Origin of the sequence: Pseudomonas sp. FBF18 (assembly GCF_024261405.1) — a bacterium.
GTDB classification, from domain to species: domain Bacteria; phylum Pseudomonadota; class Gammaproteobacteria; order Pseudomonadales; family Pseudomonadaceae; genus Aquipseudomonas; species Aquipseudomonas palmensis.
On the sequence record NZ_QKRS01000013.1, the window covers coordinates 74784 to 97786 of the forward strand.

Annotated in this window: 22 protein-coding genes; 6 read left to right on the top strand and 16 right to left on the bottom strand. The window is 66.5% G+C overall.

Translation table 11 applies throughout. The annotated features are described in order from the left end of the window. Positions 1–36: 36 nt before the first annotated feature. The 15 genes from DN387_RS19185 to DN387_RS19255 form a co-directional block, all read right to left on the bottom strand. Positions 37–813, bottom strand: coding sequence for a hypothetical protein (locus DN387_RS19185; RefSeq protein ID WP_231390606.1), 777 nt, complete (start codon positions 811–813; stop codon positions 37–39). Between the two features lie 188 nt (positions 814–1001). Further along, on the bottom strand, positions 1002–1448 hold the full coding sequence (locus DN387_RS19190; RefSeq protein ID WP_043859795.1) for an HIT family protein: 447 nt from the start codon (positions 1446–1448) through the stop codon (positions 1002–1004). A 319-nt stretch (positions 1449–1767) separates the two neighbouring features. Beyond that, on the bottom strand, positions 1768–2772 hold the full coding sequence (locus DN387_RS19195) for a CDP-6-deoxy-delta-3,4-glucoseen reductase (RefSeq protein ID WP_054916101.1): 1005 nt from the start codon (positions 2770–2772) through the stop codon (positions 1768–1770). Between the two features lie 14 nt (positions 2773–2786). Beyond that, entirely contained in the window at positions 2787–3821 is a 1035-nt protein-coding gene (gene dmpG / locus DN387_RS19200) for a 4-hydroxy-2-oxovalerate aldolase (RefSeq protein ID WP_054916102.1), read from the bottom strand. A 10-nt stretch (positions 3822–3831) separates the two neighbouring features. Then, entirely contained in the window at positions 3832–4773 is a 942-nt protein-coding gene (locus DN387_RS19205; RefSeq protein ID WP_043859792.1) for an acetaldehyde dehydrogenase (acetylating), read from the bottom strand. Continuing rightward, positions 4770–6629, bottom strand: coding sequence for a feruloyl-CoA synthase (locus DN387_RS19210; protein ID WP_054916103.1), 1860 nt, complete (start codon positions 6627–6629; stop codon positions 4770–4772). The genes DN387_RS19205 and DN387_RS19210 overlap by 4 nt, the downstream gene beginning before the upstream one ends. A gap of 104 nt (positions 6630–6733) precedes the next feature. Continuing rightward, on the bottom strand, positions 6734–7516 hold the full coding sequence (locus DN387_RS19215; RefSeq protein ID WP_054916104.1) for a 2-keto-4-pentenoate hydratase: 783 nt from the start codon (positions 7514–7516) through the stop codon (positions 6734–6736). A gap of 29 nt (positions 7517–7545) precedes the next feature. After that, positions 7546–8517: a nitronate monooxygenase family protein gene (locus tag DN387_RS19220; RefSeq protein WP_043861080.1), complete on the bottom strand. Its 972-nt coding sequence runs from the start codon at positions 8515–8517 to the stop codon at positions 7546–7548. A 31-nt stretch (positions 8518–8548) separates the two neighbouring features. Beyond that, positions 8549–9361, bottom strand: a complete 813-nt coding sequence (gene hcaB, locus DN387_RS19225; RefSeq protein WP_054916105.1) for a 3-(cis-5,6-dihydroxycyclohexa-1,3-dien-1-yl)propanoate dehydrogenase — start codon at positions 9359–9361, stop codon at positions 8549–8551. Positions 9362–9371: 10 nt separating this feature from the next. Next, positions 9372–9902 (bottom strand): 3-phenylpropionate/cinnamic acid dioxygenase subunit beta, encoded by a 531-nt coding sequence (locus DN387_RS19230; RefSeq protein WP_043861078.1) that lies wholly within the window; start codon positions 9900–9902, stop codon positions 9372–9374. Between the two features lie 9 nt (positions 9903–9911). Beyond that, positions 9912–11261, bottom strand: coding sequence for an SRPBCC family protein (locus tag DN387_RS19235; protein WP_043861077.1), 1350 nt, complete (start codon positions 11259–11261; stop codon positions 9912–9914). 38 nt (positions 11262–11299) lie between these two features. Further along, entirely contained in the window at positions 11300–11653 is a 354-nt protein-coding gene (locus tag DN387_RS19240; RefSeq protein WP_043861076.1) for a non-heme iron oxygenase ferredoxin subunit, read from the bottom strand. Next, entirely contained in the window at positions 11650–12501 is an 852-nt protein-coding gene (locus DN387_RS19245; RefSeq protein ID WP_054916106.1) for a protocatechuate 3,4-dioxygenase, read from the bottom strand. The genes DN387_RS19240 and DN387_RS19245 overlap by 4 nt, the downstream gene beginning before the upstream one ends. Positions 12502–12505: 4 nt before the next feature. Next, positions 12506–12802: an extradiol ring-cleavage dioxygenase gene (locus tag DN387_RS19250; RefSeq protein ID WP_043861074.1), complete on the bottom strand. Its 297-nt coding sequence runs from the start codon at positions 12800–12802 to the stop codon at positions 12506–12508. Between the two features lie 6 nt (positions 12803–12808). Beyond that, on the bottom strand, positions 12809–13624 hold the full coding sequence (locus tag DN387_RS19255; protein ID WP_054916107.1) for an alpha/beta fold hydrolase: 816 nt from the start codon (positions 13622–13624) through the stop codon (positions 12809–12811). Between the two features lie 294 nt (positions 13625–13918). Between DN387_RS19255 and DN387_RS19260 the strand changes: the two genes are divergently transcribed. From DN387_RS19260 to DN387_RS19285, 6 genes are all read left to right on the top strand, one after another. Further along, positions 13919–14500 (top strand): TetR/AcrR family transcriptional regulator, encoded by a 582-nt coding sequence (locus DN387_RS19260; protein WP_043861072.1) that lies wholly within the window; start codon positions 13919–13921, stop codon positions 14498–14500. Between the two features lie 447 nt (positions 14501–14947). Continuing rightward, positions 14948–15985 (top strand): branched-chain amino acid ABC transporter permease, encoded by a 1038-nt coding sequence (locus tag DN387_RS19265; protein WP_043861071.1) that lies wholly within the window; start codon positions 14948–14950, stop codon positions 15983–15985. Then, entirely contained in the window at positions 15985–17751 is a 1767-nt protein-coding gene (locus tag DN387_RS19270; protein ID WP_052504234.1) for an ATP-binding cassette domain-containing protein, read from the top strand. Before DN387_RS19265 ends, DN387_RS19270 begins: the two co-directional genes overlap by 1 nt. Before the next feature lie 5 nt (positions 17752–17756). Then, entirely contained in the window at positions 17757–18515 is a 759-nt protein-coding gene (locus DN387_RS19275; protein ID WP_229589366.1) for an ABC transporter ATP-binding protein, read from the top strand. A 48-nt stretch (positions 18516–18563) separates the two neighbouring features. Continuing rightward, a complete protein-coding gene (locus DN387_RS19280; RefSeq protein WP_054916109.1) occupies positions 18564–19700 on the top strand; it encodes an ABC transporter substrate-binding protein in 1137 nt (378 codons plus the stop codon). A gap of 32 nt (positions 19701–19732) precedes the next feature. Next, entirely contained in the window at positions 19733–21013 is a 1281-nt protein-coding gene (locus tag DN387_RS19285; RefSeq protein WP_054916110.1) for an OprD family porin, read from the top strand. A 216-nt stretch (positions 21014–21229) separates the two neighbouring features. On the opposite strand, the gene DN387_RS19290 is transcribed toward DN387_RS19285, so the two are convergent. Next, positions 21230–22867, bottom strand: coding sequence for a methyl-accepting chemotaxis protein (locus DN387_RS19290; protein ID WP_043861067.1), 1638 nt, complete (start codon positions 22865–22867; stop codon positions 21230–21232). Positions 22868–23003 lie beyond the last annotated feature (136 nt).

A 23003-nucleotide genomic window follows, 5' to 3' on the forward strand; every position in this document is an offset into this window, starting at 1 on the left:
TGGATCAACCTCAATGTTGTCGTTATTGTGTGATGCTTATCCCGCCAGTGACTGCCTCGCGTGACGGGCGGCCAAGGTATGGCGAATCAGGTCATCGACGTCCTTCAGGTCTGCCGGGCAGCTGGGCAGGCCGAAGAAGGGCGTCACCGACGGCATCAGATCGCCTTTGTACAGGGCGTAGTAGTGATCGCCACGGGCCTTGATCTGGAAGAAGATGCCGTCCTGGTCGAACACGAAGCTGTCGAACTTCGGCGCCAGCCGTGGCTTCACATAGGTGATGAACGTCTTGTAGCCGCCTTGCAGGGCCACCAGCGAGGCACCGGTCATGGCCAGCCCGTTGACCACGTTCTTGACCGGGGCATGCTTGTCGACGATCAGGCGCGAAAGTTCGACGCATTCGTGCTCGTAGTTGGGCCCGGAGAACTGCACCAGTTGTTCATGGCTGATGAACTCACCCGACTCGTGAGGGAACGGCGTAATACGCTGAGTGCCGATGATTTCACCATCATGATAAAAGGCAAACACATAGGAACGCGGGTCGTATTCATCCAGGCACACGGTGTTGTCGACCGAGTTGCCAAACAGCGTCTTGTAATAGATCTTGCGCTGCCCATACAACCGGCTACGGGCACGAGAAAGTTCGATGAATTGCGCAGGCGTTACCACCTGCCTGACCTTTACCTTGTCAGACTGGCACAACTCCTGGAGGACTGAATCATAGAAACTGTAGATGGCCGAACCGGCGGAATCATCCTTTACCAACTGCATACTTGCCGAAGGCAAGTCAGCCTTGTTACTGGCGAGTGACGGCATGAGAAATCCCTTCTTATTGTGATCTGTAGTATTCAACTCAGCCCAGCGCACGACTTAAGTTTCCACAGGACAATACATAGCTTCGCCTCCTTGCGTAGATAGCCATAGGTTGTTGATTTACGGGCTGCGCACAGCCAGACACTCACCCGCTAGTGGCGGGCGTGCCGTTGAACCAGAGCGAGGTGCAGTCAGTTCGGTGGTAGCGAGGCCAAGGCTCGGCGGATCTGCTCGGCGCGCTCGCCCAGCACCTGTGGCGTGGCGATCGGGAGGTCCGCATGACCCAGGTTGAAACCGTCACCGACAAAGCGGGCCAGCACATGCAGGTGCGCGTGACCTACGGTCTGCCCGGCCACTGCGCCATCGCACAGCAGCAGGTTGATACCTTCACAGGGCTGTTCTTCGAGGCTCAGGCCGCTTTCACGCAGGGCGGCCGCCATCCGTTGACCCACACGCATCATGTGGCCACAGGTTTGAGGAGGGATATCACCCAGGCCGCTTGCGTGGGCCTTGGGAATGACCAGGACATGGCCAGGAGTGATCGGCTGAATCGAGAGAAAGGCCAGGCACTGCTCGTCTTCGTAGACAACGGCAGCCGGTGCTTCTTTCTTGGCGATTGCACAGAAAATGCAGTTCACGGATAGCTCCCTCTATTGTTGTAGGTGCAACCCCGGTGGAGGCATGAAGATCCGGGATGCTACAGGCTGCATTCCATTGCAGAGTTGACCGCGCAGCTTGTAGGAGAAATTACCCCTGGCCTTCCTCAGCTGTACACGGGAGTTTTGAAATTTTTTGTATCTGAATCCCGTAAATTTCCTAATGGGTTGATTTGAATGGGTTTTCCCAAGGTAACTTTTTGTATCCGGGCTGCATGGGTGCGTCACCGGCCAGGGCCCTGAGGGCCGAGGACGGTGACGCCATCACCCACCCGCTGTGCGTGGGCTCGCCCGGCCTGAGCTACACGAACGCATCGGCATGAAAATGCGCGGGCTCCAGCCCCCGCTGCTCGACGAAATCGCGTCGCGCCGAGTCGACCACGATCGGCGCGCCGCAGGCATAGACCTCGAAGTCCTTGAGGCTATGAAAGTCCTGCAGCACCTGGCGGTGCACGAAGCCGGTGGCACCCTGCCAGTCGCAGGCCGGGCCCGGCTCGGACAGCACCGGGGTGTAGCGCAGCCACGGCAACTGCGCCTCCCAGGCCAGGAGCTGTTCATGCCGGTAGAGGTCCTCACGGCGCCGCCCGCCCCAGTACAGGTACACCGGGCAGCGGTTGTCGCCGCGCTCGCGCAGTTGCTCGAGCAGCGCCTGCACCGGGGCAAAGCCGGTGCCGCTGGCCAGCAATACCATCGGCCGTTGGCTGTCGCGCAGGTAGAACGAACCGAAAGGCCCCTCCATGCGCAGGATCGCCCTGGGCTGCAACGCATTGAACACATGCCCGCTGAACACCCCGCCCGGCATGTGCCGGATGTGCAGTTCAAGCTGGTTGTCGCGCGCCGCTGCGGTGGCCATCGAGTAGCTGCGCCGGCTGCCGTCCTTGAGCAGCACCTGCACGTACTGCCCCGGCAGGTAGGCGAATGCGGCGCCCGGCGCGAGCATCAGGCGCAGCACCGCCACGTCGTGGCTGACCTTGTCGAGGCTGGCCACGCGCACGCCCATCTGCTGGATGCCGATGCCGCGCAGCTCGGTGACTTCCGGCGCGTCGATGACCAGGTCGGAACGTGCCCTGGCGCAGCAGAACAGCGCCAGGCCCTGGGCCCGCTCGGCTTCGCTGAGCACTGCCAGCGGGCTGTCGGCGTGGTCCACCTCGCCGCTGAGCACCTGGCCCTTGCAACTGCCACAGGTGCCGGTGCGGCAGCTGTGCTTGAGCATCAGGCCATCGGCCAGGGCAGCGTCGAGCACGCTCTGCCCGGCGTTGACCGGGCAGCTCAGGCCGACCGGCTGGATCTGCAGGGTGAAGCTCATGTGCGTACCCTCCGTCACTGCGCGCGTCCGGCGGCGGCCAGCAGGTCCAGCGCCACGTCGACGATCATGTCCTCCTGGCCGCCGACCATGCGCCGCTTGCCCAGCTCGACCAGGATGTCGACGGTTTTCAGGCCATAGCGCGCCGCGGCGATTTCGGCGTGGCGCAGGAAGCTGGAGTAGACCCCGGCATAGCCCAGCGCCAGCGATTCGCGGTCGACCCGCACAGGGCGGTCCTGCAACGGCCGCACGATGTCGTCGGCTGCATCCATCAGCGTGTAGAGGTCGGTGCCGTGGTTCCAGCCCAGGCGCTCGGCGGCGGCGATGAACACTTCCAGGGGCGCGTTGCCGGCGCCCGCGCCCATGCCGGCCAGGCTCGCATCGATGCGATCGCACCCCTCCTCCACCGCGGTGATCGAGTTGGCGACCCCGAGGCTGAGGTTGTGGTGGGCATGCATGCCGGTTTCGGTCTCGGGCTTGAGCACGGCCTTGAACGCGCGAAAGCGATCACGCACGTCCTGCATGTTCATCGCCCCACCGGAGTCGGCCATGTACACGCAGGTGGCGCCGTAGCTTTCCATCAGCTTGGCCTGGGCGGCCAGCTGCTCGGCCGGGATCATGTGGCTCATCATCAGAAAGCCCACGGTGTCCATGCCCAGCCCGCGCGCATATTCGATGTGCTGGCGGGCCACGTCGGCCTCGGTGCAGTGGGTGGCCACGCGCACCACGCGGGCGCCGGCGTCATATGCGGCCTTGAGGTCGTGCACCGTGCCGATGCCGGGCAGCAGCAGGGTGGTGATCCTGGCGTGGCTGATCACGTCGGCCACGGCCTCGATCCACTCCAGGTCGGTGTGGGCGGCAAATCCGTAGTTGAAGCTGGAGCCCTGCAGGCCATCGCCGTGGGCCACTTCGATGGAATCGACCCTGGCCTTGTCCAGCGCACGGGCGATGTCCTGCACGTTCTGCAGCGAGTACTGGTGGCGCACCGCGTGGCTGCCGTCGCGCAGGGTCACGTCGCTGATGTAGAGCTTCTTGGCGGGATTGAACGTCATGCGGGCATCCTCAGTTGTGCGCCATGGCCTGGGCCATGCGCTCGGCGGTCGCCATCGCGGCGGACGTCATGATGTCGAGATTGCCGGCGTAGGCCGGCAGGTAGTGGGCGGCGCCTTCGACTTCGAGAAACACCGAGGTCTTGAGCCCGCTGAAGCGGCCCAGGCCCGGGATCAACAGCGGCGCCTGGGGCTCGATCACCTCGAACTGCACCTGCTGCTTGAGCCGGTAGCCGGGCACGTAGGCCTGCACAGCCTGGGCCATCTCGTGGATGGAGGCCTGCACGCGGGCCTGCTCGCAGGCTTCGGAGAGCACGAACACGGTGTCGCGCATGATCAGCGGCGGCTCGGCCGGGTTCATCACGATGATCGCCTTGCCCCTGGCTGCACCGCCGATGGCTTCGATGGCCTTGGAGGTGGTTTCGGTGAACTCGTCGATGTTGGCGCGGGTGCCGGGGCCGGCGGACTTGCTGGCAATCGAGGCGACGATTTCGGCGTAGTGCACCTTGGCCACCCGCGACACCGCGGCCACCATCGGGATGGTCGCCTGGCCGCCGCAGGTGACCATGTTGACGTTCAACTGCGCCAGGTTCTGCTCCAGGTTCACCACCGGCACGCAGTACGGGCCGATGGCTGCCGGGGTCAGGTCGATCAGGCGGATGCCGGGCTTGCGTGCGCGCAGGTAGGCGTCGTTGCGTACATGGGCGCCGGCCGAGGTGGCATCGAACACGAAGTCGATATCGGCGAACTCGGGCATGCGCGCCAGGCCCTCGACCCCTTCGTGGGTGGTGGCCACGCCCAGGCGGCGGGCGCGTTCCAGGCCGTCGGAGGCCGGGTCGATGCCGACCATCACGGCCATTTTCAGGTGCTTGCCGTGGCGCAGCAGCTTGATCATCAGGTCGGTGCCGATATTGCCGGAGCCGATGATGGCGACATTGAATTTTGCAGGGTTCATACGGCTTCTCCGTAGACTTCGGCGAGGAGGATGACGCTCGGGTCGAGGCTGTCGGCGTACAGGCGCTGCACGGCCTCGGCGCGCAGGCTCAAGGCGGTGCGCTGGTTGATGTAGCCCTTGTCGGTGATCTCGCCGTCGTTGAGGCTGGGCGGCGAATCGAGGATCACCAGGCGCACGGCATGCTGGGACGAGGCCGGGTATTCCCGGGCCAGTGCCTGCAGGCCCGCGCACAGCGCCAGGCGCACCTCGGGCTGCAGCGCCAGCTGTGCACCGCTCATGTGCTGGCCCTCGTCGCCGAGCAGGTCGCGCAGGGCCTGGGACGGGTAGACCAGCGCGCCGATCATGTCGCGGTCATGCCCGCCGATCACGCAGTCGCTGGCATACGGCGCCAGCGCGCTGACCAGGCGTGGGCGCAGCGTGCCCACCGACACCCAGGTGCCGCTGCTGAGCTTGAAGTCCTCGGTCACGCGGCCGTCGAACTGCACGCCCAGCTCGGGGCGCGCCGGGTCGACCAGGCGCCCGGCGTCGCCGATACGGTAGAAGCCCTCTTCATCGAACGCCGCCAGGGTGCTGGCCGGGTCGCCCAGGTAGCGCGGGAACACCGAGGGGCCGCGCACGCGCATCTCCAGCTTGTCGCCGGCCGGCACGAACTTGAGCTCGGTGCCCGGTACCGGCAGGCCGATGATGCCGGCCTTGTCGGCGGCAAAATGCACGCTGGTGACCACCGGCGAGGTTTCGGTGGAGCCCCATTCGGTGGCGAAGAACAGCGGCGTGTCGCGCACCTTCCCGGCACACGCCACCAGCCGGCTCCAGCTGCTTTGCGGCAGGGCGGCAGCGGCATAGAACAGCATGCGCAGGCGCCCGAACAGGGCCTGGGCCAGCGCCGGGTCGCGCTCCAGGTGCGGCAGCAGCATCTCGTAGCCGCGCGGCACGTTGAAGAACAGCGTGGGCCTGACCGAGCGGATGTTCTCCAGCGTGCGGTCGATCTGCCCCGGCACCGGCAGGCCGTCGTCGATGTACAGGGTGCCGCCGTTGCGCAGCACCAGGTTGAAGTTGTGGTTGGCGCCGAACACGTGGCTCCAGGGCAGCCAGTCGAGCACGATCAGTTCGCCCTGCTCCAGAAAGCGCCAGCACTGGGCAATCGCCTGCTGGTTGGCGCAGAGCATGCCGTGGGTGTTGACCACGGCCTTGGGCGCACCGGTGGAGCCGGAGGTCATCAGGTAGCGCGCCGGGGTGTCGCCATCCAGGCGCGCGAAGGCGGCCATCACCGCCGGGGTCTCGGCCTTGTACAGGTGCGGCAGAGCCAGCGCACCGGGGATTTCCTGGGCGTTGCGCGCCGCCACCACCGGGCAGTCCGGGTCGACCAGGGCGATGGCGCGGCCATAGGCATCGCCGTCGTTGACGAAGATCAGCCCCGGCTTGAGCACCTCGACAATCGCCTTGAGCTTGGCGCAGCCGCTGCCGGTATTGCGCGAGTAGGCCACCGAGATGGTCGACACCGGGATGCCCACGTGCATCGCCGCCAGGGTCAGCAGCGCCTGGTCCAGGTCGTTTTCCGAAAGCATCAGCAGCGGCCGGCCGGCTGCGATGTCCAGTTCCAGCAGGCCCTGGGCCAGGGCGCCGACGCGCTGGCGCACCTGCTCGTAGGTCAGGCTGAACCAGCCCGCGCCGCGCCGTTCGGCCAGGTAGGCACGCTGCGGCGCCTGCACGGCCCAGTGTTCCAGCCACTGGCCGATGCAGCGCGCATAGGGTTGCAGCGGCTCGGGCGAGCTGAGCACGAAGCTGCCGTCGGCACGCGGTTCGTACAGCACCTGGGCGGGGGCCAGCTGGGTGGGGTCGTTGAAGAAGTCGTACATTGCACGCCCTCGTGAGCGCGGCAGGCCGTCGGCCCGCTGCTCACTGGTTTTATTGTTGTAGGTACCGGCGGTCGGTCAGGCCGCCGGGTTCAAGCCGGCACGGCTCAGGTGAAGCGACAGCTCACTTCGCCCAGGCGGGTCAGGCGCAGGCGCAGGCTGTCGCCCGCCACCACCGGCACCATCGGCCCCAGCGCGCCGGACAGCAGCACGTCACCGGCCTGCAGCGGGCGCCCGGCCAGGGCCATGGTGCGCGCCAGCCACAGGCAGGCATCCAGCGGGTTGCCCATGCACGCGGCACCCACGCCGATGGCGGCCTGGGCACCGTTCTTCTCCAGCAGCATGCCTTCCAGGGCCAGGTCCAGGCCGTGCAGGCTGATCGGGGTCTTGCCCAGCACGTAGAGGCCCGAGGAAGCGTTGTCGGCCACGGTGTCGACCAGGGTGATCTTCCAGTCCTCGATGGCCGAGTCGACGATCTCCAGCGCCGGCAGCACATGGTCGACCGCGCGCAGCAGCTCGCCCAGGGTGGTGTCGGGGTCGGGCAGGTCGCGCCCCAGCACGAAGGCGATCTCGCCCTCGGCCTTGGGCTGGATCAGCCGCGTGCTGTCGATGGCCTGGCCATCGTGGCATTCCATGTCGGCGAACAGCATGCCGAAGTCGGGCTGGTCGACGCCCAGTTGCTGCTGCACCGCCAGCGAGGTGAGGCCGACCTTGCGCCCGCTCAGGCGCCGGCCGGCGGCCAGCGCGGCCTGGGTGGCGAGTTCCTGCACGGCGTAGGCGTCGTGCAGCGACTGGATGTCGAAACGCTCGGAAATGCGCCCGCACGGGGTGCGGGTAGAGCGGGCCTGGGCCAGCGCTGCGGCGGCGGCCTGAAGGTTGGGGTGGGTCATGGGGTTGCTCCTGAACGGGTCCGGTTGGCTTACAACGCGCGCGCGCGACTCTGGCGATAGCCCTGGTGCAGTTCGTCGACCAGCTCGGCCACGCTGCAGGTGCGGGTGATCTGGCCCACGCCCTGCCCCGCCGACCACACGTGTTTCCACGCCTTGTTGGCGGTGGCGATGTCGCCGGAGAAGTCGATGCTGGGGCGGGTTTCGCTGCGCGGGTCGATGCCGGCCTTGTCCAGCGACGGCTGCATCCAGTTGGCCAGCACACCGCTGACCGCCTTGGTGGTGGTCACCTGGTCCAGCGAGCACTCCACCAGCATGTCGCGGTAGGCGTCCTCGACCAGGCTTTCGTGGGTGGCGATCAGGCGCGTACCCACCAGCGAGAAGTCGCAGCCCAGCACCTGCGCGGCATGGATGTCGCGCCCGTTGGAGATCGCCCCGGCCAGGCCCAGCGGGCCGTCCCAGAACTCGCGCACTTCGGCGACGAAGGCGAACGGGTTGTAGTTGCCTGTATGCCCGCCGGCGCCGTTGCACACCAGCACCAGGCCATCGACGCCGGCGGCCACGGCCTTGCGTGCCAGGGCCGGGCTGATCACGTCGGCGATCACCACCCCGCCATAGGCGTGCACGGTGTCGAGCACGCGCTTGGGGCTGCCCAGGGCGGTGGAGACGATCGGCGGCTGGTAACGGCGCACCAGTTCAAGCTCGGCCTCGAAGCGGTCGTAGGTGCTGTGCACGATCATGTTGAGCATCCACGGCGCCCACTGCTCGCCACGCTGCTGCGCGGCGTCACGCTCGCCGACGATCTGTTCCAGCCATTGCTGCAGTTGCTCGACGGTGCGCGCATTGGGCGCAGGCAGGCTGCCGACGATGCCGGCCTGGCAGCTGGCGGCGAGCAGGCGCGGGCCCGACACCAGGAACATCGGCGCAGCCAGCACCGGCAGGTCGAGCCCGGCGAACAGGTTCAGGAGTTGCTGTTGCGGTGCACTCAGGCTTGTTGTTGTCATCACGCATCTCTCTTGTTCTGGTTATCAAGGCTCAGGCCTTGCGCGACCGCGTGGGGCCGGCGCTGCGAATCTCCCAGCCGCCATCGCTGTGGATGATGTTGGCGGTGGTCAACCCGGCATTCTCGCGCGAGGCCAGCAGCACGTAGTGCCCGGTGTGGTCCTCGGGCTCGGCAATCCGTTGCAGGGGCACAGCCTGCGCGGCACCGGCCTCGAACCCGGGGATCTGGTTGAGCGGTACGCTGCGGCTGTTCAGGCCATCCAGGCTTTTCATCGGCGTGTTGGTCGCCCCCGGCGCCACGCCGTTGACCCGGATGTCCGGCGCCAGCTCGTAGGCCAGCTGGCGGATCATGCCCACCAGCGCATGCTTGGCGGTGACGTACAGAATGCCACCACCGCCGGCATAAAAGGCACTGTTGGACAAGGTAAAGATCATGCTGCCACGGGTTTGGCGCAGCGCCTCGATCGACGCCTGCGCGCCGAGCAGGTAGCCCTGCACGTTGGTGGCGAAGAGTTTCTGGAACGCACCCTCGAAATCCTGCGGGGCGATGCGGTCCAGGCGGGTGAAATAGTCGAACACCGCGGCGTTGCCGACGAAGGTGTCGAGCCTGCCGAACGCCTCCAGGGTGGCGGCCACGGCGCGCTGGTTATCCTGATAGCGCGCCACGTCGCCCTGCACGGTGATCACCGCATCGCCCAGCTCGGCAGCCAGCGCCGCCAGTTGCGCCGCGTCGCGGCCCATTACCGCGACCCTGGCGCCTTCGGCCACGTAGCGGCGCACGATGGCGCTGCCGATGCCGCCGGTACCGCCGGTGACCAGTGCCACCTGCCCTTTCAACCAAGCCATGTGCAGGCCCTCATAGGAACGTGTTGATGTTCTTGCACAGCAACATCGCGTTGGGGATCAGAATCTTGCGCTTGAGCAGCTTGAGGCCCTCGGCCTCCAGGCGCAGCACGTCCTCGCGCCGCCCGGCCAGCTGGGCGTGTTCGTCCAGGCCGCGGCTGCGCACGTTGACGAAGCACGAGTACGCCAGGTACTCGCCCGGCTCGGCGCCGGCGTACACCTCGATGTTGCTGACCAGGTGCACGTTGCGCGTGGGCGGGTTCTCGGCCCAGGCCGAGGGCTGCTTGAAGCGCGCCACGCGGCGCTTGAGCTCGCGCATGCCGTCATCGAAGAAGGCCATGTGCTCCAGGCGGTAGGGCCCGGACTTGTCTTCGCGGCGACGGTTCTCGATGCCGGGCATCCAGTAGTGGATGGCTTCGCTCAGGCTCAGCAGCCATTGGTCCCAGCACTCGTTGTCGAGCAGGCGCGCCTCGCGCAGCAGAAACTGTTCGACCCGGCGGGCCTCGTCGATGGACACCGGGGTGTCCTGCAGTTGGTGTGTCATCTCGCCCCCTCAGCGCAGCGTGCCGTTGCGGTCTGGTACGTCGGCCCAGGTCGGTGCCTGCAGCAGGTCTTTCCAGCGCTGGTAGAACGCCCGCGCGTTGCATTCGTTGAGCTGGCCCTTGAACACGTTGCCCGGCAGCTCGCTGTCGTCCAGGCGGGTGTGCATGCCCAGGCCCACGTACAGGTCCTGGTAGCGCGTGACCACGCCACGGCTGGTCTTGGTGCAGTATTCCCAGTTCTCGCCGTCGTCCATCTCGAACACGCCGGTGGGCGAGAAGGTCATCATCGCGCCACGGCGCCATTTGTCCTTGATGTCCTGCGGAGCGTTCTTGTTGACGATGACCCAGGTGAACAGCTCGATCTTGTGCGGGCCACGCGGCTGCCAGATGCGCACGGTGTTCTGCCCCGGCAGGAACGAGAAGTTGGGGAACACGGTGAACGAGGAGATCGCGCCGATCAGCTTCGAGCGGAACTCGCCCAGGCGCTCGGCGACCTTGGGGCGCAGCACGTGCAGGTACTTGTTGATGTCCTTTTCGCCCAGGGTGGCGGCGTTGCCGACCACGTCGGTGGCGAACTCGTAGCCGTGGCCGTTCCAGTTCACCGAGTAGGATTCGGGCAGTTCGCCGACATTGGCCACCGGGCCGCCGAGCATGGCCTTGGCCGCCGAGTCGTGGGTCCAGCCGCCGTGCAGGATGTCGCCGACGAAGTTTTCGGCGGCGATCTTCCAGTTGCACTCGATGGTGGAGCGGATGCAGCCGCCCAGGAACTCGCTGCCGCCCTCGTCCATGTCGAGCATCACGTCCATGTACCAGGTCATCGGCCCGAGGTACTCCTCCAGGGTCGGCGCATCGCTGGCAAAGGTGGCGAACACCAGGCCCTTGTAGCTGGCCACGCGGGCTTCGCGCAGGCCATGCCTGGACTTGTCGAACTGGCTTTCTTCGTAGCACTTGGATTCGTGCATGCCCATCAGGCGCCCGCCATCGGCGCCGAACGACCAGCCGTGGTAGTTGCAGATGAAGCCGCGGGCGTTGCCGGCCTCGGCAAAGCACACCTTGTTGCCGCGGTGCGGGCAGGCATTGAGGAACACCTTGATCGAGGCGTCCTTCTGGCGTACCACCAGCACTTCGTCTTCACCCATCGAGGTGGTCAGGTAGTCGCCGGACCTGGGCAGCTGGGATTCGTGGGCGACGAACAGCCAGCAGCGCGCGAAGATCTTCTCCAGCTCCTGCTCGTAGATCGCCTCGTCCCAGAACACCTTGCCCGACAGGCGCCCCTCCTGCATGTCGCAGAGGCGGTCGAGGTTGCCCAGGGCGGGCGTGCTTTCGAGGGTTCTGAGCGGTATGTGCTTGTTGTTATCCATGGTTCAGACTCACAGGTATGCGGTTGGACGGCGCCCGGTCAGACCGGGCTGTCGGCGTCGGCCAGCGCCTCGTCGGCTTCCAGGGCCGTGTCGGCATACACCTCGCGGTCGGTGACGATGACCTTGTAGGTGCGCAGGTGCCGTTCGCAGGGGAAGGTCACGGCCTTGCCGCTGGGGATATGGAACTGGCCCCAGTGCACCGGGCAGGTGATCAGGTCGTCTTCCATGTCGCCTTCGGCCAGCGAGGCGGTGGCGTGGGTGCACATGTCGGTGGTGGCGTAGAAGGTGCCGCCCAGGTTGTAGACGCACAGGGCATCGCCATCGCCGTTGGCGACCTTCTTCAGTTCGCCCGGCGCCAGCTCGTCACGCTGGCAAAGCAGTACGCGGCTCATGCCGGCTCCTCGTTGTTGAGTTGCACAAAGCCCAGGCCGGTGACCCAGGCGGGCACGGCTTCATAGGCGATCACTTCACCGCGCGGACGCTCCAGGGCGGCCATGGCGCAGGCGAAGTTGCGGATTTCCATCGCGCCGTTGCCGGCCCGACGCAGGATGTCTTCGTCGCGGTAGGCGCACAGTGCCTGCAGGTCGCCGTTGACCCCGTGGGCAAGGATTTCGCGGTCGAAGTCCTCGGCCACCTGGCCCATCTCGACGGTACCTACCCAGTGGCTGATGCCGCCGCTGCCGATGATCACCACGCGCTCGTCGGCGTCGAACGCCTCGACTGCCGCGCGCAGTTGCCGGCCCAGGTCGGCCGAGCGCTCCAGCGAGATGTACGGGTCGACGCCGCACGCCAGGTACACCGGGATGCTCGGCAGCTCACGGCCCAGCAGGGCCTCGGCCGGCTTGACCACCAGCTGGTGCGGGATCGAGAACGAATGGTCGACGGTGAAGCTGCGCGCCACGGTCCAGTCCACGCCCTGCCCTTCACCGTGATGGACGATGTGCTCGGCCAGCGCCTGGTGGTTGCGCACCACGCCCCGGTCCAGGCCCGGCAGGCGGTCGATGGGGCCGTCCACGTCGCCGGTGCCGATCACGTAGCGCGGCAGGCAATGGGGGCCGAACAGGATGTAGTGATCACAGCCGACGATGATCACCGCCGTGGGCTGCAAGGCGGCCAGGCGCTCGGCGCATTGGGCATAGGCGCCCCATACGGCATCGCGTTGTGCGGCCGGTGGCGCTTCGGGCGCCACGAACATCACCGGGTCATGCGGCATCCAGAAGCCGCCCACTATCTTGCCCATCGGTTCACCCCTTGAGCGCGGCGGAAAACCCCGCGCCTTGTTCATCGGTACAGCCCAGGCGCTGCTTGTAGACGCGCATGCTGCGTTGCGGCGAAAGCTCCTGCCAGAAGCCCATGGTCAGCATCGGGTTGACCCCGGCCGCCTGCAGGCCGGCCACGTCGAAGTCGAGGATCATCTGCGCCTCGTCGGGGGCCAGGGCAAAGCGCTGCACGAAGCCTGCGGCGTCTTCACGAAAGCGCTGCTTGGCCGCGCGCTCCACGCACAGCTGCCACAGCACCCGCTCCATCACGTTTCTGCTCATGCCGGATTACTCGCCGAGAAAGTCGCGAACCAGCGCGGCAAAGCGCCGTGGCTGCTCGCTCTGGACCCAGTGACCGCAGCGCCCGAACAGGTGCAGGTCGGCGTCGGCAATGCTGTTGGCGATCAGCAGCCCGCACTCCGGCGGCACCACACGGTCTTCGCGACCGTGTACCACCAGCGTCGGCGCCACGATCTTGGCCAGCGCGGCGGCGGGGAAGCCCTTGACCATCGTCTGGCCTTCGGCGGCGGGCTGCGGGATCAGCTTGCGCAAGGCGGCCTGGGCACCGGGCCGGGCACTGGCCTCGTAGCGGGCCTGCACCATGGCGTCGGTGATCAGCGCCTTGTCGTAGGGGAACAGCTCCATCAGCTGGCGCATGTTGGCCAGCGACGGCTCGTATTCCCAGGCACCGCGCAGGCCGGGGGTCTGCACGAACTCGCCGGCCGGGGTGCCGAGCAGCACCAGCTTGTTGACGCGCTCGGGGGCGAACACCGCCAGGCCGATGGCCAGGGCGCCGCCGAACGAGTTGCCGATGAAGGAGGCCTTCTGGATATCCAGGGCATCCATGATGCCGATCAGGTGGCTGACCCACAGCTTGATGTCGTACCGGGCGTCATCCTTGAACTCGGTGAAACCGAAGCCGGCGATGTCCGGCACGATCACCCGCCAGCGGTCGGCGAACACCGGCACGCTGGCGGCCCAGTTGGCCCAACCCGAAACACCCGGGCCCGAGCCGTGCAGCAGGAACAGCGGCTCGCCCTGGCCGGCCTCGTGGTAGTGGGTGTGGTGCCCTGCTGCGAGCAGAGTCTTTGCAGTTGCGCTCATGTCGGCCTCCGGTTTTTATTCTTAACATACAGTTGTGTATCTGCATGCTATTTACCGTTTTGACCTGAGTCAATGAAAAAACATGACTATTTTCAAATAATGAGCAACCGTACCTACACCTATGTACTGTCATGTATGGCAGGATGCGGACACCCGGCACTGGCCTTGTGGCCAATGCCGGCAATAGCTTCGCCGTTGCGGCGGGCGTTAGAATGACGGTTTGCTGCCAAGGCCAAGCGTCGAACCCTGCGCTGCCCTGGCGCTTATCCAGCTTGTTGGACAAGGCCCTACACAATGTCATCACGCACCAACCTCACGCGGGAAGATTGGATTCATGCGGCACAGGAAGTGCTTGTCACCAGCGGCGTCGACGCCGTGCGCGTCGACACCCTGGCCAAGGAACTGAAGATCACCCGTGGCAGTTTCTACTACCACTTCAAAAGCCGCGGCGAACTGCTCGAAGGCATCCTGGGCAACTGGCGCGCACGCGCCACCGAGGATGTGATCCTCAACCTGCGCACGGCCCACAGCTCGCCGCTGCAGCAGTTGCAGCGCCTGCTGGAGCTGCCTTCCCACGGCCAGACCGCCAAGGACGCCGCCTCGATCGAACTGGGCATCCGCGGCTGGGCGCGGCGCGACAAGCAGGCGCGCCAGGCCATCGACGAGGTGGACAGCCACCGCCTGAACTACATCGAGGGGCTGCTGATTCAGGCCGGCGTGCCCAGCGACGAAGCCCAGGACCGCGCCTACCTGATCTACGCCTACCAGATCAGCCTGTCGCTGCTGCACAGCGAAGACACCCCGCAACAACGCCTGGCGCGCAGCCAGCGCATGGCCGGCATCCTCCTCCCCGCGTGCAGCCACGCCCCGGCCTGAGCGCCTGTGCCGACCCGCTCGGCACATTGCAAATACACAAATGTATCTTTGTATATCCAATACCCGCCATCCAGCGGGTATTGGCACGCTCGTCTTGAAAAATATTTATTCAATAAATTCAAATAGATAATCGAATAAATCAGCGAATACAGGCGCGCCGCTGCGGCGCCTGTTGACAAGCCGCCCACCTTCGCGCGTAGTCTATACATACACATGCACATGTGTATTTAAACGCCTTGCATGTTGCCCTGCCCCGGGCAGGGGCGCACCACAATAAGAATAGAAAACGAGTACTTCACTATGCACGCGCCTGCACGCTCTCGCCGGGTCCCGCCCTGCGCGCCCGACCCGTCACGCCCCCGGTACGGCACCGCCGCACCGACGCCGACCGCCCTCTGCGGCCGGCACCCCACCTCCCCCTTGCCCACTGCTCGCTGAGGCCTGCCCATGGATTTCTCGATACTGGCGTTTCTTGCCCAGGACGGCCTGACCACGGGCGCGATCTACGCACTGGTGGCGCTGGCCCTGGTGCTGGTGTTCTCGGTGACGCGCACCATCCTGGTGTGCCAGGGCGACTTCGTCACCTACAGCGCCCTGACCCTGGCCACCCTGCAGCTGGGCCTGATGCCCGGCACCGTGTGGCTGCTGCTGGGCTGCTCGCTGGCCGCCTGCGCACTGGACTGCACCGACGCCGCACGGCGCCGTCAATGGCGCCGGCTGCCGGGCCTGCTGGCGCGCTACCTGAGCCTGCCGCTGCTGTTGTGGGCGGTGCTGGGCAACCTCGACCTGGCGAGCCTGCCAGCGCTGCTGCAGATTCTGCTGACCCTGGCCCTGGTCACGCCGCTGGGGCCGTTGCTGTACCGCCTGGTGTACCAGCGGGTGGCCGAGACCTCGGTGCTGTTGCTGTTGATCGTGTCGGTGGCGGTGCATATCGCGCTGGTGGGCGTGAGCCTGCTGATGTTCGGCGCCGAGGGCGTGCGCACCGAGGCCCTGGCCGAGTCGGTGTTCATGCTCGGCGAGCTGCCGGTGGGCCTGCAGAGCCTGCTGGTGATCGGCAGCGCGCTGCTGCTGATCGGCCTGCTGTATGCCTTCTTCGGCCACAGCCTGTACGGCAAGGCGCTGCGTGCCACTGCGCTCAACCGTACCGGCGCACAGCTGGTGGGCATCCCCACCCAGTTGGCCGGCAAGGCCGCATTCGGCCTGGCCGCGCTGATCGGCGCGATCTCCGGGGTACTGATCGGCCCGCTGACCACGCTGTATTACGACTCGGGCTTTCTGATCAGCCTCAAGGGCTTTGTGGCGGCGATCTTCGGCGGCCTGGCCAGTTACCCGATAGCCGCGGCCAGTGCGTTTTTCGTCGGCGTGCTGGAGAGCTTCGCCAACTTCGGCGCCTCGGCCTACAAGGAGGTCATCGTGTTCACCGTGGTGATCCCGGTGCTGCTGTGGCTGTCGCTGAAAAACCCGCATCTGGAGGAGCAACACTGATGGCCCTGCGACTGATCCCCCTGTTGGCCCTGCTGCTGGTGGCGGGCCTGGCGCCGCTGGTGCTGCCCGCGTTTCACGTGACCCTGCTCAACTACATCGGCCTGTACAGCCTGGTGGCCCTGGGCCTGGTGCTGCTGACCGGCATCGGCGGCATGACCTCGTTCGGCCAGGCCGCATTCGTGGGCATTGGCGCCTACGCCAGCGCGGTGCTCACCACCCAGTACGGCCTGTCGCCGTGGCTGGGCCTGCTGGCGGGGCTGGCGATCACCCTGGTGGTGGCCACCAGCCTGGGCCTGCTGACCCTGCGCCTGGCCGGGCACTACCTGCCCATCGGCACCCTGGCCTGGGGCCTGGCGCTGTTCTACCTGTTCGGCAACCTGCCGGGCCTGGGCGGCTTCGGCGGCCTGCAGAACCTGCCGAACATCGAGCTGCTGGGCTGGCAGATCAGCGGCTCGGCCGATTTCGCGGTGCTGATCGGGTTGTTGCTGGCGGCCAGCCTGTGGCTGCTCGACAACCTGCTGCACAGCCGCCAGGGCCGTGCCATCCGCACCCTCAAGGAATCGGCCGGGATGGCCGAGGCGATGGGCATCGATACCGCACGCAGCCGCCTGCAGGTGTTCATCATCGCCGCCCTGCTCGCGGCCCTGTCGGGCTGGCTGTACGCGCACCTGCAGCGGGTGGTCAACCCCACGCCGTTCTCGGTGGTGATGGGCATCGAGTACCTGTTCATGATCGTGCTGGGCGGCGTCGCCAGCCTGTGGGGCGCGCTGCTGGGCGCAGCGTTGCTGACCCTGATCAAGCAGGTGCTGCAGGACGTGCTGCCGCAGCTGTTCGGGCATGCCGACAACGTCGAGATGATCTTCTTCGGCGTGCTGGTGATCCTGGTGCTGCAGTACGCCCGGGGCGGCCTGCTGCCGGTGTTGCGCAGCGTGCTGCCGGCCAGCCGCCCGCGCACCCTGGCGCTGGATGACGCGCCGGCCCTGCCCCGGCGCAGCATGCCGGCGGCCGGCAAGCCGCTGATGGTGGCCCAGGGGCTGCTCAAGCAGTTCGGCGGGCTGGTGGCCAACAAGAACATGGGCCTGTCGGTGAATGCCGCCGAGGTCACCGCGCTGATCGGCCCCAACGGCGCCGGCAAGTCGACCCTGTTCAACCTGCTGTCGGGGGTGCTGACGCCCAATGCCGGGCAGATCACCTTCAACGGCCAGCGCATCGAAGGCCTGTCGCCGCGCGCCATTGCCCACCTGGGCGTGAGCCGCACCTTCCAGCACGTGCGCCTGCTGGGCGAGATGAGCGTGCTGGAGAACGTCGCCCTCGGCGCCCATGCCCGGGGCAAGGCCGGGCTGCTGCGCTCGATGCTGCACCTGGAACGCAAGGAAGAAGCCGCCCTGCTCGCCGAGGCCACGCGCCAGATCCAGCGGGTGGGCCTGGGCGAATACCTGCACACCCCGGCCGGCAGCCTGCCGCTGGGCCAGCAGCGCATCGTCGAGATCGCCCGCGCGCTGTGCAGCGACCCGTTGCTGTTGCTGCTCGACGAACCCGCCGCCGGCCTGCGCCATGGCGAGAAACAGGCGCTGGCGCAACTGCTCGAGCAGTTGCGTGGCGAGGGCCTGGGCGTGCTGCTGGTGGAGCACGACATGGAGTTCGTGATGGGCCTGGCCGACCACATCGTGGTGATGGAATTCGGCCAGCCCCTGGCCAGCGGCACCCCGCTGCAGATCCAGCAGAACCCTGCGGTGCTGGCCGCCTACCTCGGAGGTGTCGAATGAGTCGCCTGCTGGATGTGCGCAACCTGTCGATCAACCACGGCAAGGTCGAGGCGGTACGCAACCTCGACCTGCACCTGGAGGAAGGCCAGATCGTCAGCCTGATCGGCCCCAATGGCGCCGGCAAGACCACCCTGATGGCGGCGCTGATCGGCCTGCTGCCCTGCCAGGGCCAGGTGACCTACGCCGGCCAGGCGTTGCTGGGCCACCACGACGTGGCCCAGCGCATCGACCAGGGCATGGTGCTGGTGCCCGAGAGCCGCGAGCTGTTCGGCCTGATGAGCGTGGAGGACAACCTGCGCCTGGGCGCCTTCAGCCGCCACCGGCGCGGTTTTCGCGACCATCAGCAGACCCTCGACGAGGTGTTCGGGCTGTTCCCGCGCCTGCTCGAACGGCGCCAGCAGGCCGCCTGCACGCTGTCGGGCGGCGAGCGCCAGATGCTCGCCATCGGCCGCGCGCTGATGGCCAAACCGCGCCTGCTGATGCTCGACGAACCGAGCCTGGGCCTGGCGCCGCGGGTGATCGGCGAGATCTTCACCATCTTCGACACCCTGCGCCAGAGCGGCGTGTCGATCCTGCTGGTGGAGCAGAACGCCCGCGCTGCGCTGAAGATTTCCGACTACGGCTACGTGCTGGAGGTCGGCGAGATCGTGCTTGAAGGCGACGCCCAGGCGTTGGCCAGCAACCCCCGGGTGGTCGAAAGCTACCTGGGCCGCGCACCCGCGCCCACCGCCACCACGGAGGTGATCAGCGCTACCGGCACGTAGCGCCCCGCAGCACTTGCCACACCCATAAAAACAATATCAGGAGCTTGCATGAAACCGATTATTCCCTTGCTGTTGCTGGCCACGCTGTCGACCGCTGCACAGGCCGACATGACCGTCGGCGTGATTCTCTCCACCACCGGCCCGGGGGCCTCGCTGGGCATCCCCGAGCGCAATACCGTGGCGCTGCTGCCCAGGGAGATTGCCGGGCAGGCCGTCAAATACGTGGTACTGGACGATGCCAGCGACAGTACCGCCGCGGCCAAGAACGCGCGCAAGCTGGTCAGCGAGCACAAGGTCGACCTGCTGATCGGCTCGACCACCGTGCCCACCTCGGCAGCAGTCGCGCAGATCGCCAAGGAGAGCCAGACCGCGCAGATCGCCCTGGCGCCGTTCAGCCCCGCCAGCGGCGAGCAGAGCTGGATCTTCACCATCGCCCAGACCAACACCCTGATGGCCCAGGCGCTGATCGAGCACATGCAGCAGAACGGTGTGAAGACCCTCGCCTACATCGGCTACAACGATGTGTGGGGCGAAGACTGGCACAAGGTGCTCAGCGAAATGGCGCCGGCGGCAGGCATCACGCTGGTGCGCGACGAGCGCTTCAACCGCACCGACTCGTCGGTCAGCGGCCAGGCGCTGAAGGTGATGAGCAGCAAGCCCGACGCGGTGCTGATCGGCGCCACCGGCACCCCGGCGGCACTGCCGCATACCGAGCTGCGCCGGCTGGGCTACAAGGGCACCGTGTACCACACCCACGGCGCGGCCAACAGCGCGTTCCTGCGCATCGGCGACAAGGCGCTCAACGGTGCGATACTGCCGGTGGGCCCGGTGGTGGTGTGGGACAAGCTGCCCGCCAGCCACCCCTCCAAGGCCATCGCCAGCCAGTACGCGCAGGACTACCAGGCCAAGTACGGCGACAACAGCCTGTCGCCGTTCGGCGCCTACCTGTACGACGCCATGCTGCTGGTGCAGGCGGCCACCCCGGCGGCGCTCAAGGGTGCCGAGCCCGGCACCGCGCAATTTCGCCAGCAACTGCGCGACCAGCTGGAGCAGACCCGCGACGTGGTCGGCACCCATGGCGTGTACAACCTCAGCGCCACCGACCATTTCGGCCATGACCAGCGCGCGCGTGCACTGGTGAGCGTGCAGGACCAGCAATGGGTCCTGCTGCATGCCCCTGAATAAACCCCCACAACAATAATAAAAAAGGCAGATCCATGAGCACTCTGAAACGGGTCAACACCACCCTCGCCCTCGGCACCCTGTGCGGGCTCAGCCCGGCACTGCTGGCCCAGGGTTTCATCGAAGACAGCAAGGCCACCCTGACCGCGCGCAACTACTACTTCGACCGTGACTACAAGGGCGAATCGGCGCAGTCGGCGACGCGCGAATGGGCCCAGGGCTTCATCCTGCGCTTCACTTCCGGCTACACCCCGGGCACCGTCGGCTTCGGCCTGGATGCCCAGGCCATGCTGGGCCTGAAACTGGACTCCAGCCCCGCGCGCACCGGCACCGGGCTGCTGCCGTTCGACCCCAGGGACCGCGACCCGCGCGACGATTATTCGGAGCTGGGCCTGACCGGCAAGGTCAAGGTCTCCAGGACCGAACTGCAGGCCGGCACCCTGGCACCGTTTTCGCCGATCCTGTTCGCCAGCCCCACGCGCCTGCTGCCGCAGACCTTTCGCGGGGTGCAGTTCAAGTCCCAGGACATCGACAACCTGACCCTCAGCGGCGGGCGCCTGGACCGCATGAACCAGCGCGATTCCACCAACTACCAGAAGATCACCGTCGCCGCGCCCAACCGGCGCTTCAATGGTGCAGCCGAGTCGGACAGCTTTACCTATGGCGGCGGCGACTATCAGTGGTCCGAGCAACTGGTGCTCAAGTACTACCATGCGCAGCTGGAGGACATCTATCGCCAGGACTACGTCGGCTTCGTCGACAACCGTGCGGTGGCGAACGGGCGCCTGAAGACCGATGTGCGTTACCACATCAGCGGCGAGGACGGCCCGGCCAGGGCCGGCAAGGTCGACAACCGTACCTTCGGCGTGATGAGCACCTACAGCCTGGGCGCACACAGCCTGGGGCTGGGCTACATGCAATTGAGCGGCGATACGGCGATGCCGTACATCGCCGGGTCCGAGCCGATGGTGGTGAGCGAGGGCGCATTGAGCAGCGAGTTCCTCAACCCCAAGGAGCGTACCTGGCAGGTGCGCTATGACTACGACTTCGTCGCCCTGGGCGTACCGGGGCTCAAGGGCATGCTGCGTTACCTGGACGGCAGCCGCATCGAACTGCCGAATGCGCTGGGCGGCAGCGGGCGCAGCGAGAGCGAGAAGGACATCGAGCTGTCGTACGTGGTGCAGAGCGGCACGTTCAAGAACGTTGCATTGCGGTTGCGCCATGCGTGGTACCGCAATGACTTTGCCTCGACTGCGGCGTTCAGGGATGACAACGAGCTGCGGGTGAACGTGGATTACACCGTGGCGCTTTGGTAACGCGCTGGCATCGTGTGTAGATGAACAAACGCCCCGGCTTGCCGGGGCGTTTTGCATTCCAGGGTGGCCATGACAGTCCGATTGTCTTGCAGTGCCTGGTCAGGCCTCTCGCGGGTCAAGCCCGCTCCCACAGGGTCTTGCGGTGCGTCCAAAATGCTGGCGTGGCGGGTGAGATCCTGTGGGACCGGGCTTGACCCGCGAAGGGGCCCTCACAATTTACCCCGTAACCACCTGCCCCACCTGCTCCTCCAGCTGCTGCGCCAACGCCCTCAGCTCATCACACGACTGGCGCGTCTGCTCGATGGTGCGCGCGCTCACCGTCGAGGCGTCGTGGATGCGCGTGACGCTGCGGTTGATACCGTCTGCCGTGGCCGCCTGCTGCTCCGCCGCACTGGCAATCTGCAAGGTCATCTGGCTCACCGTGGACGCCGACGCATCGATCAACGCCAGCGCCTGCCCCGCCCGCGCCGAGGCCGCCACCGGCTGCTGCGCCGACTCGACGTTGGCGCCGATCTGCGCCGCCGCCTGGCTGGCACCGGCCTGCACGCGGTTGATGATCTGCTGGATCTCCAGCGTCGACTGCTGCGTACGCCGCGCCAACGTGCGCACCTCGTCCGCCACCACCGCAAAGCCACGCCCATGCTCACCCGCGCGCGCCGCCTCGATGGCAGCATTCAACGCCAGCAGGTTGGTCTGCTCGGCAATCGCGGTGATCACGTCCAGTACGCGCCCGACACTGCCCGAGTCGGTGGCCAGTTGGTCGACCACGCTGCGGCTGTGCTCCAGCGCCTCGGCCAGCGCACCAATCGCCTCACCGGCATCGCGCACCGTGGCGCTGCCGGCCGTGGCCTGTTGCTCGGCATCGCGGGTGGCGCTGGCGGCGACGCTGGCGTTGTGCGCCACGTCCTGCACGGTGCTGACCATCTCGCTCATGGCCGTGACCACGCTGTCGGTCTCCAGTTGCTGGGCCTGCATGCTGCGCTGCGCCGCCTCGGTGATCTGCCCCAGGCTGTCGCTGGTGCTGGAGATGCGCTGGCTGGCCTTGGCCATGCTGCGGGTGACGCGGTGCGCAGCCTCCACCAGGCGGTTGAAGCTGTGCGCCACCTGGGTCAGCTCGTCGAAGCCGTCGGTGGGCAGGCGCAAGGTCAGGTCGGTGTGGCCATCGGTGGCGCGGGCCAGCGCCTGCACGGTGTGGTTGAGCGGCCGGGTGATGCTGCGAATCAGCAGCCAGGCGCACAGCGCCATGCCGAGCAACGCCACCAGCACCAGCAACGCCGGCATGCGCAGCACCGTGTTCACTTCGTGGCGCACGTCCTGCGGGTGGATGCCGCTGGCCAGCACCCAGCCCCAGGGCTTGAACAGCACCACCTCGGACACCTTGAATTCCGGCGCCTGCCCGGCTGCCCGCGGGAACCAGTACTCGACCGTGCCGCGCCCCTGGGCCACGGCCCGGTCGATCATTTCGCGGGCGAACGGCTTGCCGTTGACGTCCTTGAAATCGGCCTGCGACTTGCCCACCAGGGCGGGTGCCTTGGGGTGCATGAGCATGCGGTGCTGCAGGTCGAGGATCAGCAGGTAGTTGTCGCCCAGGTAGCGAATGCGGCTGACCATTTCTGCCGCCTGGCGCTGCGCCTCGGCGCGGCTCAGGTGGCCTTCCTCGGCCTGCTTCTCATAATGCGCCAGCAGGGTGGATGCGGTGTCCAGCGCAGTGCCGACACCGGCCATCTTCTCCTGCAGCAGGCTGCGTTGCAGGGTCAGCCCCAGCCAGCCACTGAGCAACACGACAAACAGGGTGATACCGATCACCAGCACGGTGATGCGGGTGCTGATACGCAGATGTCTCAACCCGATCATAGGGGGCAATACCTCATTTTATTGTTATGCACGACGGCGCAAGGCGCACCGCGCACAAACATACACTATTGTATTTTAAAATGAAGATTGACCCACTTCTAATATGGCATTTACCTCTTACAAAAAGATTCAGACA